This is a genomic window from Saccharopolyspora gloriosae (genome assembly GCF_014203325.1).
Lineage (GTDB): Bacteria > Actinomycetota > Actinomycetes > Mycobacteriales > Pseudonocardiaceae > Saccharopolyspora_C > Saccharopolyspora_C gloriosae.
Genome location: NZ_JACHIV010000001.1, coordinates 1,170,254 through 1,186,368, shown reverse-complemented (window position 1 = coordinate 1,186,368; position 16,115 = coordinate 1,170,254). Strand labels below are relative to the sequence as shown.

Sequence of the window (16,115 nt, the reverse complement as noted above, 5' to 3'; positions counted from 1 at the left end):
GGACCAGCGGGCATCCGGTCTGCCCCGATTACCGCCTCAGCCCACTGAAGCCAGCCCGGAGCGCGTCGGCTCGACCCGCTCCCCCAGCCCGGCCAGGTCGGCGAGCGCCAACGTGCGCGAAGCCGCCGCCCGGGCCAGGTACCGGGAGAACCGGTGGGCGTCGTGCACCGTCGAACCGCCCGACTCCGCGAGGCGCGCGTGCACCGCCTCGCACACCTCGTCCGGGACCTCGTGGCCGCGCTCGCGCAGGTACCGGACGGCGATCTCCGCGAGCTCCGCGGTGGAGTACGCGCCGATCTCCCATCGCTGCCCGAAGTTCTCCGCCAGCTTGGGCGCCCGTGCCAGCACGACCTCCAGGCTCGCGCGGGTGCCGGTGAGCACCACCACCGATTCCGCGGTGTGCTCGCGCAGCGCCGCCTGGAGCGCTTCGGCTTCCTCCGGCTGGGACTCGCCTGCCGCGTCGGCGTCGACCACCAGCACTCCGCCGCGGGCGTCCTGGAGCGCCTTGCGCACCAGGCTTTCGGCCTGGCCTGGCCAGTGCGGACCGAGTTCTCCGGCCAGCGAAACCCGCACCAGCTGGCCGATTCCGACCAATCCCAGTTCGGAGAGCCCCTGGGCGTAGAGCCGGGCGAGCTCGGAGCGACCGCTGCCGCGCCGCCCGACGAGCACCGCGTTGCCGTGCCGGCCGACCGCCCGGCGGCCGTTCTTGCGCTCGCACAGCGACAGCAGCGCCGCCCCGACCGCCTGCCGGGTGTCGTCCATCCCGCTGAGCTCGGAGAGCCGCCGCCAGGCATGGGTGGCGCGCAGGGCCGAGCGCGGGTCGTCGGCGGCGTCCGGCGTGGTCGGCTGCTGCGACGGGAGCTGCTCCAGCATCGCGGTCTGCGGAGCGATGTCCTCGGCGGTCAGCCTGCTCAGGTCGGAGTCCCTGGCCGGTGGGCGCTGGGCGAGCCGCGAAGCCTGGAGGCTGATCATCTCCTCGAAGAGCTTGCGCGCCACGCGACCGTTGCCGAAGGTCTCCCCCTTCGGCACGCGGGTGAAGTAGTTGGTCAGCTCGTCGATCGCGTCGTCGGTGAGCTCGTAGTAGTGCTTGCGGCACAGGTTGCCGGCGATGGTCACCAGCTCTTCGACGCTGTAGTTCGGGAACTCGATGGTCCGGGTGAAGCGGGAGGCGACACCGGGGTTGGACTCCAGGAATCCCTGCATCAGCTCCGAGTAGCCCGCGACGATGACCACCAGCTCGTCGCGGTGGTCCTCCATCATCTTCATCAGCGCGTCGATGGCCTCCTGGCCGAAGTCCGGGCCGACGCCGCCGCTCTGCGCGTTGAGGGTGTAGGCCTCGTCGATGAACAGCACCCCGCCGATGGCCTGGTTCACCAGCTCGGTGGTCTTGATCGCGGTCGAGCCGATGTACTGGCCGACCAGGTCGGCTCGGGCGGCCTCGATCATGTGCCCCTTCGACAGGATGCCCAGTTCGGCGAGGACCGCGCCGTAGAGCCGGGCCACGGTGGTCTTACCGGTGCCGGGCGGGCCCGCGAAGACCAGGTGCCTGCTGATCGGCGGCATCGGCAGGCCCTTCTCCTGGCGGACCTGCGACATCCGGATCAGGTTGATCAGGCCTCGGACCTCCTGCTTGACGCCTTGGAGGCCGATCAGCGAGTCGAGTTCGGACAGCGGGCCGTTCAGCTCGGCGCCGCTGGCCCCGAGCAGCGAGTTGTCCACTTCGGACTCCTCGGGTTCGGGCGCGGAGCGGTCGACTTCCCGCCGGGAACCGCGGGGAGGCTGCGGTGCGCCGGTCGCGGCGTCCGTCACCAGGTCCCGCACGGTGATCCGGGCGTCGTCCTGCGGGCACCGGATCGCGACTCCGCCGCTGCCCTTGATCGCGCACCGGTGCAGGGCGACCGGCTCCGCGGTGTCCAGGTGCGCGCCGTCGCCGGCGCTGCCGAGCACCTCGCACTCGTCGAGCCGCGCGCCGCCCCCGGCCGTCACGTGCACGCCGTGCCCGCCCGCCGAGCGGATGCGGCAGCTGCCCGCCCGCACCGAACCACCGGTGGTGATCAGCACGCCGTCGGCGAGCGCCTCGACGATCTCGGTGTCGTTCATCGACACCTCGGCGCCCCCGACCCGCAGCCCACCACCGCGCAGCAGCGCCGAAACGAGCTCCGCACGGCCACCTGTGAGCACGAGCGCCGCTTCGGTGCCCGCGGTGATGCGGGTGTCGGTGAGCGCGGCCCGCGCGGACTCGGCGAGCTCCACCGCAGCGGAGGTGGCGGTCTCGATCGACGCGTTGTCGACCACGACTTCACCGGTGCCCGCCAGCAGCATCCCGGAACCCGAGTCGGCGGTCGCGCGGAACGCGGAGAAGTGCGAGCCCGCCGAGGAGGACAGCTGCGCGATCGCGTCCGTCGTCCCGCGCACCGTGGTCTTGTCGAACCGGGGCCGGGCTTCGCCGTCCACGACGATGCCCACCCGGCAGTCCTCGACGACGCACTCGACCAGCCGGGGCGCGGCCCGCCCGGTCACCTGCACCCCGCACCGGGCGGCGGAGAACGTGCACCCGCGCAGCAACGGGTTCGCCTGCTCGGTGAGGTACGCGGCCTGGCCCGCGGCGCCGGAGAACCGGGAGTCCGCGATCTCGACGGACGCGCCGCCGGTCACGTAGAGGTCGACGTTGACCCCGTCGCGCACGTCCAGCTCGGTGGCTTTGAGGGTGCCCTGCTGCTCGACGACGAGCGCGGGCTTGGCGGCCTCGGTGATCGCGCCGCCTTCGAGCAGGCACCGGCCCCGCCCGTTGACGCAGATCCCGTTGCCGCCCGGGCGTCGCACGACGAACCGGCGCAGCGTCAGCGAACCGTCCTCCCCGACCACCACGGCCGAGGAGGCCACATCGGAGACCTCGCTGTCCTCCACCGTGCTGGCGGCCGAGGACGTGATCACGATGCCCGCGCCGCCGGTGCTCGTCATCCGGCAACCGCGCGCGGCGACGGAGCCGCTGCCCCTGGTCAGCAGGGCCGACCACGACGAGCCGGCGATGCGGCAGCCGTCCAGCGCGACCTCGCCGCGCCGCACGTCGACCGCGGGGTAGCGGCCGTCGTCGCAGACCAGCACCAGTCCGCGCAGCTGAGCGCCCTCGGTGTCGATGACCAGCGCGCTGTTCTCGGCGGCGTGCACCTCGACGGTGCCCTCGCCGTCCTCGGCGGTCAGGTTGACCATCCGGTCGACGACCAGGTTCTCCTCGTACCGGCCGGGCCGGATGCTGATGGTGGCTCCGTCGTGGGCGGCCGCGAGCGCGGCGCCGATCGAGGGGAACCCGCCCGGTCGATCTGCTCCCACCACCAGAAGTTCGCGGTTCATCGACCTTCCCCTCTCTGACGACCCGTCCTCGAATCCGCTCCGCGGCGCTCCGCCCGTACGGCGGCGCCGCGACCCGGCACCGCTACACCAGCCCGGGCAGGGCGCCGAACCGGCCGCGCGCCGACTCGCCGACCGCGCCGCTGGGACGGGCGTTCCCCCAGCGCTCCACGCACCGCCGCAGCGAGGTGGTCGCCAGCTCGTCCAGCGAGGCGCGTTCGGCCACCCGGCCCTGTTCGTCCACTTCGGAGCTCGCGAGCTCGCGCAGTAGGATGCGCCTCCTCGGTTCGTCCGCAGTGGACTCGGTCGCTTCCAGGACCTTGAAGCTGGTGCCCGGTACGAACACCACGCGGTCGTCCGCGCGGTCGGCGTCGTCGAGTTCGAGCAGCTTCGTGCGCCGGGCGGTCATCGACCACACCAGCACGTCGATCTCGCCCTCCTGGTCCGCGCTGGGCTCGGTCAGCGCGTGGGTGAAGCCCCACTCGGTGACGAGGCGGCGCTGCCGGTAGAGCTCCCACTGCTCCGGCGTCGGCGAGGCGCTGAACACGGTGGCACCGCGGTGCGAGGGCAGCTTGCTCAACCCCGAGACGACGCAGCGGGCGAAGGGGACGTGCGGCCCGTTCGCGGCGGTCCGCAGCGAACGGTCGATCGCCTCGCCCCGCTCGGTCAGGTAGAGGCGCACGGCCACGGTGTCGGTGAGCACGTCGGCCGACGAGCGGGGATCTCCTTGGAAACCGGGGTGTTCCGAGAGGATCCTGGAGACCGAGTGGGCCATGGCGTCGAACTCGCGGCTGAGCGTCCGACGCAACCACGTGCGCTCCTCGGTGATGCCCTGGGCGGGCAGCAGCGCCGAAGCGGCGGCTTCCGGCACGGGTTGCGGGCGGGGTTTCGCGGGCGGGGCCGACCGATCGGTGTCGGGGGACGGGGGTTCCGGGGCCGCTTCCGGTTCCGGGGCCTCGGTCGTGGCGGCGGGCTCGGGGGCGCCCGGCACCTCCGGTGGCGGGCCGATCTCGGGAGCCGGGGAGCTCTCCAACCGGAGCGGCATCACCGAGACCTGGTCGGCATCGGAGGACGCCGGGCGGACCGGTGCGCCGGGGGCGGCGGCCGGCACACCGGAAACCGCAGCGGCACCGGGGACCGGGGCGGGCTCGGGAGCAGGGGGCGGGGCGGCAGCAGGAGCGAGATCGGGGATCGGGGTGGCAGCGGGACCGGGATCGGGGGCCGGGGCGGCAGCAAGAGCGGGGTCGGGGATCGGGACGGCCGCAGGAGCGAGATCGGGGATCAGGCCAGCAACGGGAGCGGGATCGGGGGTCGGGGCAGCAGCAGGAGCCGGGAAGCCGGGCTCCGGGACGGCGCCCTTCGCAGGGGCACCGCGCTCCGGGACGGGTCCGGGCACGTGCCCGCCGCCCGGAGCCGGTCCGGGTCCGCCACCGGAACGGCTCGTCATGGCCGACGCCGCAACGAAATCCGGCGCGGGCACCGAGATCGGCGGGAGCCCGGCCGGCGGCGGGGCGGCCACCGGCGGTGGCTGAGAGCCGGAGATCGGGGTGACGAAGTCCGTCGCGGCCTCCGCCAGGGCGGTCCGCGCGGACGCCTGCCCCGGCCCGGCGCCCAGCTCACCGCGGGCGGCTCCGGCGACGCGCTCGGCACCGCGCCCCAGCTCCGAGGCCGCCACCAGCCGGCAGCGCACGCGGGTGGCCGGGTCCAACCGGGCCAGCACGTCCTCGGCCAGCAGCCGCATCCGGGCCGCCACCCGCTCGTCCGTCGCGTCGAAGGCCAGGACGTTGACCTCGGGGTCGACCGGTGCGGCGCGCACTGCGGCCGCGTTCTGCGCGTCCTGCGGCGGACGCACCCACAGGCCCGACTGCACGACCTCCACGACCGCGTCCGGGGTGTACCAGTACACCGCCGGGGAGAGCACCTCCAAGCCCTCGAACGGGGCGCGGTGGCTCAGCAGCGCCGGGGTCTCCCCGTGCGCCGCGTGCCCTCGGGGCACGTAACCGATCTCGCGCGCGAAGGCGTGCCAGCCCAGGTTCCCGTCCGCGCACATCGTGTAGATGTCCGGCGCGTGCGGGGAACCCACCGGCATCCCGGCGTAGCAGGCGACCCGGGTCTGCAGCAGGTCCGCGAGCGCCTGGCCCAGCGTGTCGCCTTCGGGCAGGTGCACCGGGCCGTACTGCACGAAGCGGACCCGGGCGCGCACCGAGGTGTCCAGCCGCCGCCAGAACCGCACCACGTCGTCGAGCGAGAGCGCGGGCGCACCAGGACAGCCCAGCACCACGGTGAGCACCTCCTGCTGGCACGGCATCCCGCTCGCCAGCCGCTCCCAGTGCCCGCTGAAGGCGGCGTCGCGGACCGTGGGGTGGATCCACACCCCGCCGGGCACCGGCTCGGCGACGCCGACCGCGCTGGTGGGCCAAGCCTCGACCAAGCTGGAGTCCCAGAGCGGCCGCGGGAACCGCTTGGCCTCCCACTCCGGCGCCTTCCCCGGCCGGAACCGGACCCAGCCGCTGCCCTTCCCGGCATGCACGAACAGCGTCCCGCCGGTCCCCCGGAAGATCACTCCGTCCGGGGCCACCACGGTGCGCCCGAGGCGTTCCGAGAGCCACTGCCCGGCCAGCGCGGTGGCCTCCCGGGACCGGCCGCCCACGACCAGCCGGACCCCGCGGCGCCGCTTGGGCAGCAGCGCGGCGACGGAGTCCCAAGTCGAGATGGGCAGGTCGCTGGGCAGGTCGACGACCACCATCTCGTGTTCGGTGTCCGGAGCCACCGCCAGGGCCATCTCCTGGGCTTCGGTGGTCATCCGCCGCTGCGCGCACACCACGAGCGCGTTGCCCACGGTGTGCTTGGTCAGCGGCATGTCCGGTTCATCGCGACGGCGCCTGGTCAGCGGAGGCAGTGCGGGCATCAGCTGTTCATCCCTTCTCGCTCACGCCCATCGCGGCCCGGCTGAGCACCGGTCCGTCCGGGAGGGCGGCGAGCAGTTCGTTCGAGATCGGGCGCACCGGCGCGCTGCCGAAACCGAGGGCCTGCATCGACTCGTCGTCCGGCACCAGGTGCTTGGTGCCCTGGTCGGTGATCAGGTAGCGGTCCGGCACCCGCTGCCCGGCGGGGATCGGCAGCGCACCGGCCACCAGCCCGGTTCCCGGCCGCACGTTCACCGCGCCACCGGGCGATGCGGCCTGCCGCGGCGCGGCGAGCACCACCTGGCTGCGGACCTGGTCCCCGGCCGGGTTCTGGCGCAGGCAGAGCGAGTCCGCGCCGGACTGCCAGCCTGCGCCGCTGAGGTCGGGAATCCGGTCGAACAACGACCGGTCCGCCGAGCGGGGCGCACCGGCCACCGCGGCGGCACCGATCCGCTCCGGCGCCGGGTTTCCTGGCTGGGCCGCCAGCAGCGCGAACTCGGTCTCGCTCAGCGGTGCCAGTCCGTCCGCGCGGAGCACGAACCGCTGGACCCCGCCGTTGGCGGCGTGCTGCTCGAACAGCTGCCCCACTTGGCGCGGGGTGCCGCCGACGGGCGACCCGGCGGACCCGGCGCCGTCGATCCGGGCCGGCGCCAGCACCGGCCCGTCCGGCACCGCGTCGAGCCACCACGGCGGAGCCGTGGACGGACGCGCGTTGGCCATGCCCAGCGCGACCTGGACCGACGGATCGGCGATCCGGTGCTTGCGGCCTTGCCACAGCAGGTAGTCGGTGCCGTCGACCGAGCGCACCGGCAGGTATTGGTCGGCGGACGGCTGCCGGGCGGTGGACGTCGGATCGAAGTCGAGGTTGAACCGCCCGGGGGCGGCTCCGGTGCTCGCTCCCGGCAGGCAGACCAGCCAGTGCGAACCGGCCAGGTCCTCGACCGGGGGGAGCGTCTGCGGCGCGTCCGGAATGCCGATCGGGCCACCGCGCGGGGCGCCGGCGAGGGAGGCCTGCGAGATCGTCTTCACCTCGGATCCCGCGCCCTGCAACAACTTCGCCGAGGCGAAGTTCAGCGTCGGGTGCAGCACCCCGCCCGCGTTGACGAACCTGGTCCCGGTCTCCTTCTCCACCACGATCGCGCCCTGGGCCTGCCACTTCTTGCTGCCGCCGGGGACGAACAGCCCGTAGACGCCGAACCCGACGCCGATCAGCAGCGCGAGCACCACACCGGCGATCAACCCGGTCTTGGCCCGTTTCGCCGGTACTTCGGCGCTGGCCGGGTCGGCGAGCACCAGTGCCGAGCTCATCCTGCCCATCAGGAACTGGTAGGCGTGGACGTGGTCTCGTTGGGTCTGCACCTGCTCACCCGGCCAATCCGCGCGCCCACGCGTAGAGCTCCAGCAGCTGGAACAGCAGCGGGAGCACCGCGATGGCCGTGCAGGTGTCGAAGATGTTCGCCAGGTGCCCCCAGATCGGCAGCATCCGGCGGTGCAGCGGGCGCAGCGCGCCCAGCACCAGCGCCAGCAGCACCAGGAGCAGGCCGAGCACGAGGACCGCGCGCCATCCCGGGGAGAACTCCCGCGCGAAGGCCAGCGCAACCAGGGAGAGCCCGGTGGTCCCGGCCGCCACCAGCGACACCCGCTGCCAGGCGCTGAACAGGGCGCGCGACCGCAGCAGCACCGAGCAGGAGAGCACGCTCACCAGCGCCCAGGCCACCCATCCGGCCTCGGTCATGATCAAGGGGAACGCCGCGATGAGGACGGCCGCGGCGCAGACCAGCGCGGCGCTGAGGTACCGGTCGGCGTTGCCGGTGCGGGAGCTCACGTCGTCCGCCCCGGCGGGGTCGATGTCCTGCTGGAGGTCGGCGGCGTTGCGCGGGAGTTGCGGCCCGCGCAGGAACGCCGCCCGGATGGTCACCTTGGGGGCGAACAGCACGACCCCGAACACCACGGCGGCGAGCGCACCCGCCGTTTGCCCCGGGCGCAGGCCGAAGCCCAGTCCCAGCCACACCCCACCGTGGACCACCGCGGCCAGCAGCAGCACCGCCAGGAACGGGCCGAACGGGACGGCCCGGCCCGCGAACCGGTGCAGCACCAGCAGGACGGCGGCCGCGAACGCGGCGCACCCGGTGCCCACCAGGAGTCCCGGCGGAGTCGGTGCCACGCCGTCGGGAACGCCGTCGGCGGCGATCAGCCCGGCGATCCCCGCGTAGCCGCACCCGGCGAGGCCGATGAGCCGCGCCAGCGCGACGTCCTTGAGGTTCTTGGCCAGCGGGAGCGCCGCACCGGTGAAGATCAGGGCCAGGCCCCCGGCGAAGCCGGCGTGCAGCCCGGTCGGACCGTCGCCGAGCAGGACCATCGCGAGCAGCCCGATGAGCACGCCCGAGAGCACCTGGAACAGGCGCGGGCCGAACTCCGGCCGCCAGCGGTCCGGGTGCTGCTCGACGCTGGTGGCGATCCCGTCGGCGAGATCGTCGAAGTCCAGCTGCGGAAGCGGGTCGGCGGCGGGGCGCAGGTGCAGCCGCTCGCCTTCCAGCCAGTCCAGCGTCTCCGGGGTGCCGTCCGGGTCCAGCGGCGGCTCGCCGAGCCGCTGCAGCACCCAGGAGCCCGGCTCGTCCTCCGCGGGCTGCCGCCGGGTGTGGCTGAGCAGCACCGGCAGCAGGTCGGCCACCGAGGTCGACACCGGTACCGCCAGATCGGCCTTCCCGTCCGGGCCGAACACCGTGACCCTGCACAGCTCCGCGGCCCTGGCGCTGGTCATCGGTTCTCCTTCCTGATCGTGCTCGTCTGCTGGGCGGCCGTGGCGAATTCGTCGTCGACCAGACCGGTCTGGATGAGTTGGATGCCGCGCCGGGTGACCAGCTGGGCGCGGCCGGGAGGCAGCTTGCGCGGTTTCGCCTCACCGATGAAGGTGCCCTCCTCCTTGGGGTAGGAGAGCAGCAGCGAAGGGGTGCCGAGCTCCCAGAGCCGGCGCAGCACCGGGTCCATCATCGCTCGCATGGCACCGGAAGTGCTCCTGGCGACCACCAGGTGGAGTCCTATGTGGACACCCTGCGGGATCATCGACAGCAGCGGGTCCAGCGCCGACCCCATCCCGCCGCGGGTGAGCAGTTCGTAGTCGTCGACGACCAGGAACAGCTCCGGACCCTCCCACCAGTCCCGCTTGCGCATGCGCTCCGAGGAGATCTCCTGGCCCGGCACCCGCTTGACCATCGAGGCGGCGGTCTGCTCGGCGAGCCCGTGCAGCGCCTCGGAGTTGACCCCGAAGCCGACGTTGTACTCGGCGGGCACCTCGTTGTCGAGGTCGCGCCGAGCATCGCCGAGCACGATCTTGGCCTGGTCAGGCCCGTAGCGCCGCCGGATGGAGCGCAGCGCCAGGCGCAGCAGGTTGGTCTTGCCCGTCGCGCCGTCGCCGAAGACCATCAGGTGCGGCTGCGCGTGGAAGTCGTGCCACACCGGCTGCAACCGCTGCTCGTCGTGGCCGATGCACATCCGGAACTCCGGTTGCGGGGCGGGCAGTTGCCGCGCGGGCAGCTTCGTCGGCAGCATCCGCACCGGCGGGGCGGGCTCGCCTGGCCAGAACGCCCGCACCTCCTCGGTGACCGTCTTGGTCGCCTCGGAGAGGTCGTCCACATCGGACCGTCCGTCCAGCCGGGGCAGCGCGGTGAGGAAGTGGTAGCCGTCCGAGGTGATCCCGCGACCGGCCTGGTTCGGCACGGTCGCGGCCTTGCGCGAACCGAACTCCGACTCCATCGAATCGCCGAGGCGCAGTTCGAGCTTGCTGCCCAGCAGGTCCCGGAGCCAGGTGCGGATCTCCGACCAGCGGGTCGCGGCCAGCACCAGGTGGATGCCGAACGACAAGCCGCGGGAGGCGAGCTCGCCGATCTTCGCCTCCAGTTCCTGGAAGTCCTGCTTGACGGTGAACCAGCCGTCCACCACGAGGAACACGTGCCCGTGCGGATCGTCGACCTCGCCGCGCTCCCGAGCCCGCAGGTAGGCCGCGATCGACTCGAACCCGTGCTCGGCGAACAGGGACTCCCGGCGCTCCAGCAGCTGGGTCAGCTCGGCGATGGTGCGCACCACCCGGTCGCGTTCCATCCGGGTCGCGACCGAGCCCACGTGCGGCAGCCCGGACAGCGACATGATGCCGCCGCCACCGAAGTCCATGCAGTAGAACTGCACGTCCCGCGGCGTGTTGTGCAGCGCGAGCCCCAGCACCAGGGTCCGCAGCAGCGTGGACTTGCCGCTCTGCGGTGCACCGGCGATGCCGACGTGACCGTCCGAGCCGGACAGGTCCGCGGTCATCAGGTCCCGCGACTGCTCGTATGGCCGGTCGACGACGGCCACCGGAACCCGCAGCGGGGTCCGGCCGCCGGTGGGCTCGACGGTCATGCCGCGGACCGGGTCCGGCACCACGCTGGGCAGCAGGCCGTCCAGGCTCGGCGCCGCCGACAGCGGCGGCAGCCAGATCTGGCGGGCGGGCGGGCCCGAGCCCTTCAACCGTCCGATGAGGACTTCGATCAGCGACGGGGCGTCCTCACCGGACTCGTCCTCGGGTTCCGCCTCCGGCTCCGGGGTGCCCTGCTCCTCGTGCTGCCGGATCTGGTGCAGGCTCGGGTAGGGCTGCGTGCGGAAGGAGACGACCTCGGAGAACGCCCGCTCTTCGGAGGTGGCAGGGGCCGCGCCGTCGCGCTCCGGGCAGGGCCCGGAGACGTAGGCGCCCTTGAACCGCACCAGCGTGGTCGTATCGATCTTCAAGTAGCCGTTGCCCGGGTCGGACGGCAGCTCGTACGCCTTGGCCTGGCCGATCACGGCCCGTGACTCCATCGAGGAGAACGTGCGCAGCGCGATCCGATAGGACAGGTGGCCTTCCACCCGGTGGATGCGGCCCTCGTCGAGCCGCTGCGAAGCCAGCAGCAGGTGCACCCCGAGGCTGCGGCCGAGCCGCCCGATGGAGACGAACAGGTCCATGAACTCGGCCTTGCTCGCCAGCAGCTCGCTGAACTCGTCGACCACCAGCAGCAGGTCCGGGAACGGCACCAGGCGGGCGCCCCCGGCCCTCGCCTTCTCGTACTCGAACGACGAGGAATATCCGCTGGCGCGCAACAACTCCTGGCGGCGCACCAGCTCACCGTTGAGCGCGTCCTGCATCCGGTCGACCAGCGGCAGTTCGTCGGCGAGGTTGGTGATCACCGCCGAGGTGTGCGGCAGCTCGTCCATGCCCAGGAACGTCGCGCCGCCCTTGAAGTCGACCAGCACCAGGTTGAGGATCTCCGACGAGTGCGTCGCCGCGAGGCCCGCCACCAAGGTGCGCAGCAGCTCGCTCTTGCCGGAGCCGGTGGCGCCGATCAGCATGCCGTGCGGGCCCATCCCTCCCTGGGCGGGCTCCTTCAGGTCCAGCTCGACGACTTCGCCCTCGGTGGTGACTCCGATCGGCACCTGCAACCGCGAGCGCTGCGCGGCGCGGGGCCGCCACTGCGCGGGCACGTCGAACGTGCGCGGGTCGCGGATGCCCAGCAGCGTGGTCAGCTCGAAGTCGCTCTCCAACGGCTGGTCGACGACGTCCACGGAGCCGCTGGTGCGTTTGGGCGCCATCGACCTGGCCAGCGCCTCGGCCTGCACCAGGCTCAGCCCGTCGCGCAGGGCCGTGCCGGTCTCCTCACCCACCGGGAAGCTCACCTCGTCGTCCTCCGCGGTCAGCCGCAGCACCTTGGGCCCGCCGGGCAGCCGCCCGGACAGGTCCAGCAGCACGACGTTGCGCAGCCCGGTGTCGAGCAGCCGCGAGGACTCGGGGATCTCGGTCAGGTGCGCGACCACCACCACGAACGGCTCGACCACGCCCGGGCGGCTGCTCGGGTCGTGGTCGGGCCGGTCGGTGATGTCCGCGCCGAGCACGTCCATCAGCTCGTCGTGGTCGCAGGCGAACAACCGCAGCGGGCCCGCTGCGTCGTGCGCGGTGGGGTGGGCGTTGTGCGGCAGCCACTTGACCCAGTCCCACTCGGGTTGGCAGGTCTCGCTCGTCAGCACCGCCACCCGCAGCTCGTCCGGCGAGTGGAAGGTGACCAGCTGGCCCAGCAGGGACCGCACCAAGCCGACCACGCCTTCTTGCGCACCTGCGAACTCCACGCTGGTGAAGCTGCGCAGCCCCACCGACATCGGAATTCCCGAGACGGTGCCGTAGGCCTCCTGGAACCGCCGCAGCGAGACCGCCGCCAGCGGTTCCAGGTCCTCGATCGGCTTGGTCGACGGCGCCGTGTACTCCACCGCCGCGGCCTGCGCGCCCAATCCGATCCGGGCGCGCCCGAAGTCGTCCTGGTTGGCCCGCCGCTCCCACAACCGGGGACCGGCGGCGATCGACCACAACCAGGACGGCGCCGGGTTGCTCCACACCACGGCCCGGCGCTGCTGGTCCGCCGACTCCCTGGCCTTCTCCCGCAGCTGCGCGATGTAGCGCAGGAAGTCGCGGCGCTCGGACGCCATCTTGCGCTTGCGCTCGGCCCCGTTGCGGCCGAGCTGGGTCAGCACCATGACCAGCATCGCCAGCGCCATGCCGCCGCCCATGATGTACATCATCGGCGAGCTGCTCCGGGACGAGACCATCATGATCATCGCCATCGAGCCGATGCCCATCGGCACGATCATGGCCACCGATCGGAAGTCCATCGCGGCCGGTTCCTCCATGACCGGAGGCTCCTGCAGCTCCACCGTGCCCTCGGGCATCTCCGGCCCCGTGGCGCGCGGTGGGCGCTTCACCGTGATGGTGCTCATGGGTTTGCCTCGTTCGTGTCGACCGCTGGGGACATCGACCTCATCCCAGCGCGCCCGGCGGCGGTTTTGCGGAACCGCCGCCCCAGGCGGAGTTATCCCTCACGAGGAGGTCCGAACTGGAACGCTCCTTCTCGTTCTCCGCCTCCGCCTCGGCTTCCGCCTTGGCCTTCTCCTCCGCCTGCCGTTCGGCTTCCGCTCTTTCCTCGGCCCGCATGGCCGCGAGCTCCTCCGGGGTGAAGTCCGGCCCGCCGCAGCGCAGGGGGCTCTCCTCCTCCGCCGGGACCCGCCGGTCTCCGCCCAAGCTCGCGCGCCGCCACGCGGCGTAGCCCGCATCGCCGGCGGCCCGCTCGGGTTCCCACGGGGTGGTGTCCCGCAGCGAGTGGTCCGCGGCGGGCCGGTCGCGCTCCCGATCGGCATCGCCGGACACCGGGAACGGGATCAGCCAGGGCAGGACGCCGGGGCTGTCCCAGGCCCCGGTGTCCTTGGCCCCGTCCTCCTGGCGCACCACCGGGACGTGGTCCTGCGGCCACTCCGGCTCGGCGGCCGGTTCGTCCTCGCGGACGGCGGGATCGACCGGCTCGGCCGACGCACCGTTCCCGTCAGCGCTCGTGGTGCCGGCGGGCCCGGAGCCCTCCGGCTCGTGGGTACCGCGCCGGCGCTCCCGGTTCGGGCCGAGAGCGCCCAGCGGCGGCACCACGAGGGGAACGACCGGCACGCCGCCGGCCACCTTCCCGGCTTCGCCCACCGGTGCGGGCGGATCGGCCCGCTGCTGCGGCGCGGACGGCACCTCGCCCGGCGGCACCGGCACGGCCGGAGCTTCCGGATCGCCCGCGGGCGGACCTGCGGCCTCCCACGGCTCGCTCCCGGCGTCGAGCAGACCGGACGCGTCGGAACGCTCGCCGCCGCCACCGGCGGCGCCCGGCGGCACCATCGGCGGCATCATCGGCATCCCACCGGCCACCTGCTGCTCGGGCTCCTGCTGCTCGTCCGCGCCCGGCACGTCGACCGGCGCGGCCTCTCCGACGGGAGAAGCCTCGATCGGCGGGGCGCCGAACGGGGCCTCCGGATCGCCCACCGGCGAACCGGAACCCGACCACGGCTCATTCCCGGCGTCGAGCAGACCGGACGCATCCGAACGCTCACCACCGCCATTGCCACCACCGCCACCACCGGCGCCCGGCGGCATCATCGGCGGCATCATCGGCATCCCACCGCGCTCGTCCTGCCCGGACGACGACTGCTGACCCTCACCCGGCGACCAACCCTCCGGCGTACTACCCGGCGGCCGACCCGCCGAAGGAGCGTCGACCGGCGGGGCGCCGAACGGAGCTTCCGGATCGCCCACCGGCGAACCGGAACCCGACCACGGCTCATTCCCGGCGTCGAGCAGACCGGACGCATCCGAACGCTCACCACCGCCATTGCCACCACCGCCACCACCGGCGCCCGGCGGCATCATCGGCGGCATCATCGGCATCCCACCGCGCTCGTCCTGCCCGGACGACGACTGCTGACCCTCACCCGGCGACCAACCCTCCGGCGTACCGCCCGGCGGCTGCCCCACCGGAGGTGGGCCGCCGACCGGCGGCGGACTCCCCACTGGCGGCGGGCCGCCCGCCGAAGGCGGGCTCCCCACCGGAGGCGGACTTCCCACTGGAGGGGGACTACCCACCGGCGGCGGACTTCCCACCGGCGGCGGGCTCCCGACAGGAGGCGGACTGCCCACCGGCGGGGGATTCCCGGCCGGAGGCCCATCGCCCACTGGTGGCCCGCCGACCGGCGGCGGAACGTTGCCCTGATTTCCTCCAGGATTTCTCGGGTTGTGGCGGTTCCCAGGGGGATTGCCCACCGGCGGCGGTGTGCCGACCGGCGGCGGCCCACCTACCGGCGGCGGGGTGCCGACCGGTGGCGGCGTCCTTCCCGGTGGCGGGGTGCCTCCCGGTGGCGGGGTGCCTCCCGGCGGAGGCGTCCCTCCCGGACCACCCACCGGCGGCGGACCACCCACTGGCGGCGGCGCACCCACCGGCGGCGGGGTTTGGCTGTTCACCTGCTGCTGCTCAGGGCCGCCCGCCGGCGGCGGCGTGCCTCCCGGACCACCGACCGGCGGCGGACCACCCACCGGCGGTGGATCGCCGACCGGCGGCGGATCTCCCTCCGGACCACCCACCGGCGGCGGATCGCCTTCCGGACCACCAGCGGGTGGCGGCTCCACTGGCGGCGGTTCCTTGGGCGGCGGCGGCTCGTTGGGCGGCGGCTCCTTCGGCGGCGACTTGGGCGGCGGCGGTTCCTTGGGCGGCGGCGGGTTCTTCGGCGGCGGTGGCTCCTTCGGCGGCGGCTTGGGCGACGGGGGTGGTGGTGCTGCCTCGCCCTTGACCGCGTCCGGAGTGACGACGTCGTCCTTGCGCCACTCGTAGTTGGAGGAGACCTGCACGATGACCTGGCGCATGGAGTCGGTCATGGCTTTGACGACTTCCTCGTCCTTGCTCACCATGACCTTGTTGTCTTCCATCTTCGGAGCGACCCCGCGCTGCAATGCCACGTCGGCGTAGTAGCGGTCGTAGTAGTCGACGGTCTGCCCGCCCCAAGCGAGGTAGTTCCCGTTCATCCGCAGCGTGTCGGCGATCGACCCGCCCGCCTCGCTCTCCAGCGCACCGTCGCTGAGCAGCCTGGCGTGCGCGTCGATGTTGTTGGCGAACGTCTGCATCTTCGCCAGGAACGCCCGCGCGGCAGGCCCTTTCCAGATGCCGTCGGGACCCGCCGTGGCACGGGCCTGGTCGCGGAGGTTCTCGGCGACGGACTCCATGGTCTTGCGGGCGAAGTCGAAGTTGTTGGCGGCCTGTTGCAAGGTCACCGGGTCGACCAGGCCGCGCAGCCGGTCGTCCTGGTCCCCGATCACGGCGGCGCCACCGGTCAGCGCGGCCTTGATCCGCTTCCAGTCCCAGTCGTTGAAGTTGTCGTCCCCTTCAGCGGTACCGGCGGAATCGGCGAATACGGAATGCTTGTCGTCATCATCCGCAGTGGTGTTGCTGCTGTTCTCGTCGTAATTTTCCTGGTGCGAACCCACGCCTGCTCCTACCGCCCCTGAACCGCCGA

At 73.1% G+C, this 16,115-nt stretch carries 6 protein-coding genes; all 6 read right to left on the bottom strand.

Annotated features, from left to right (window positions below; translation table 11 throughout):
* Nucleotides 1-36 precede the first annotated feature (36 nt).
* Nucleotides 37-3,351, bottom strand: a complete 3,315-nt coding sequence (locus tag BJ969_RS05525) for a right-handed parallel beta-helix repeat-containing protein (RefSeq protein WP_184477779.1) — start codon at nucleotides 3,349-3,351, stop codon at nucleotides 37-39.
* Nucleotides 3,352-3,433: 82 nt separating this feature from the next.
* A complete protein-coding gene (locus tag BJ969_RS05520; RefSeq protein WP_184477778.1) occupies nucleotides 3,434-6,256 on the bottom strand; it encodes a hypothetical protein in 2,823 nt (940 codons plus the stop codon).
* 7 nt (nucleotides 6,257-6,263) lie between these two features.
* Entirely contained in the window at nucleotides 6,264-7,613 is a 1,350-nt protein-coding gene (gene eccB / locus BJ969_RS05515; RefSeq protein ID WP_184477777.1) for a type VII secretion protein EccB, read from the bottom strand.
* 4 nt (nucleotides 7,614-7,617) lie between these two features.
* Nucleotides 7,618-9,015 (bottom strand): type VII secretion integral membrane protein EccD, encoded by a 1,398-nt coding sequence (eccD, locus tag BJ969_RS05510; RefSeq protein WP_184477776.1) that lies wholly within the window; start codon nucleotides 9,013-9,015, stop codon nucleotides 7,618-7,620.
* Nucleotides 9,012-13,022, bottom strand: coding sequence for a type VII secretion protein EccCa (eccCa, locus tag BJ969_RS05505; protein ID WP_184477775.1), 4,011 nt, complete (start codon nucleotides 13,020-13,022; stop codon nucleotides 9,012-9,014). Before eccCa ends, eccD begins: the two co-directional genes overlap by 4 nt.
* A gap of 40 nt (nucleotides 13,023-13,062) precedes the next feature.
* Nucleotides 13,063-16,086: a hypothetical protein gene (locus tag BJ969_RS05500; protein WP_184477774.1), complete on the bottom strand. Its 3,024-nt coding sequence runs from the start codon at nucleotides 16,084-16,086 to the stop codon at nucleotides 13,063-13,065.
* Between the last annotated feature and the right edge of the window lie 29 nt (nucleotides 16,087-16,115).

Excerpts from the sequence above, each read along its gene's own strand:
- BJ969_RS05525 (WP_184477779.1), bottom strand. The coding sequence starts at position 3,351 with ATGAACCGCGAACTTCTGGTGGTGGGAGCAGATCGACCGGGCGGGTTC.
- BJ969_RS05520 (WP_184477778.1), bottom strand. The coding sequence starts at position 6,256 with ATGCCCGCACTGCCTCCGCTGACCAGGCGCCGTCGCGATGAACCGGAC.
- eccD (WP_184477776.1), bottom strand. The coding sequence starts at position 9,015 with ATGACCAGCGCCAGGGCCGCGGAGCTGTGCAGGGTCACGGTGTTCGGC.
- eccCa (WP_184477775.1), bottom strand. The coding sequence starts at position 13,022 with ATGAGCACCATCACGGTGAAGCGCCCACCGCGCGCCACGGGGCCGGAG.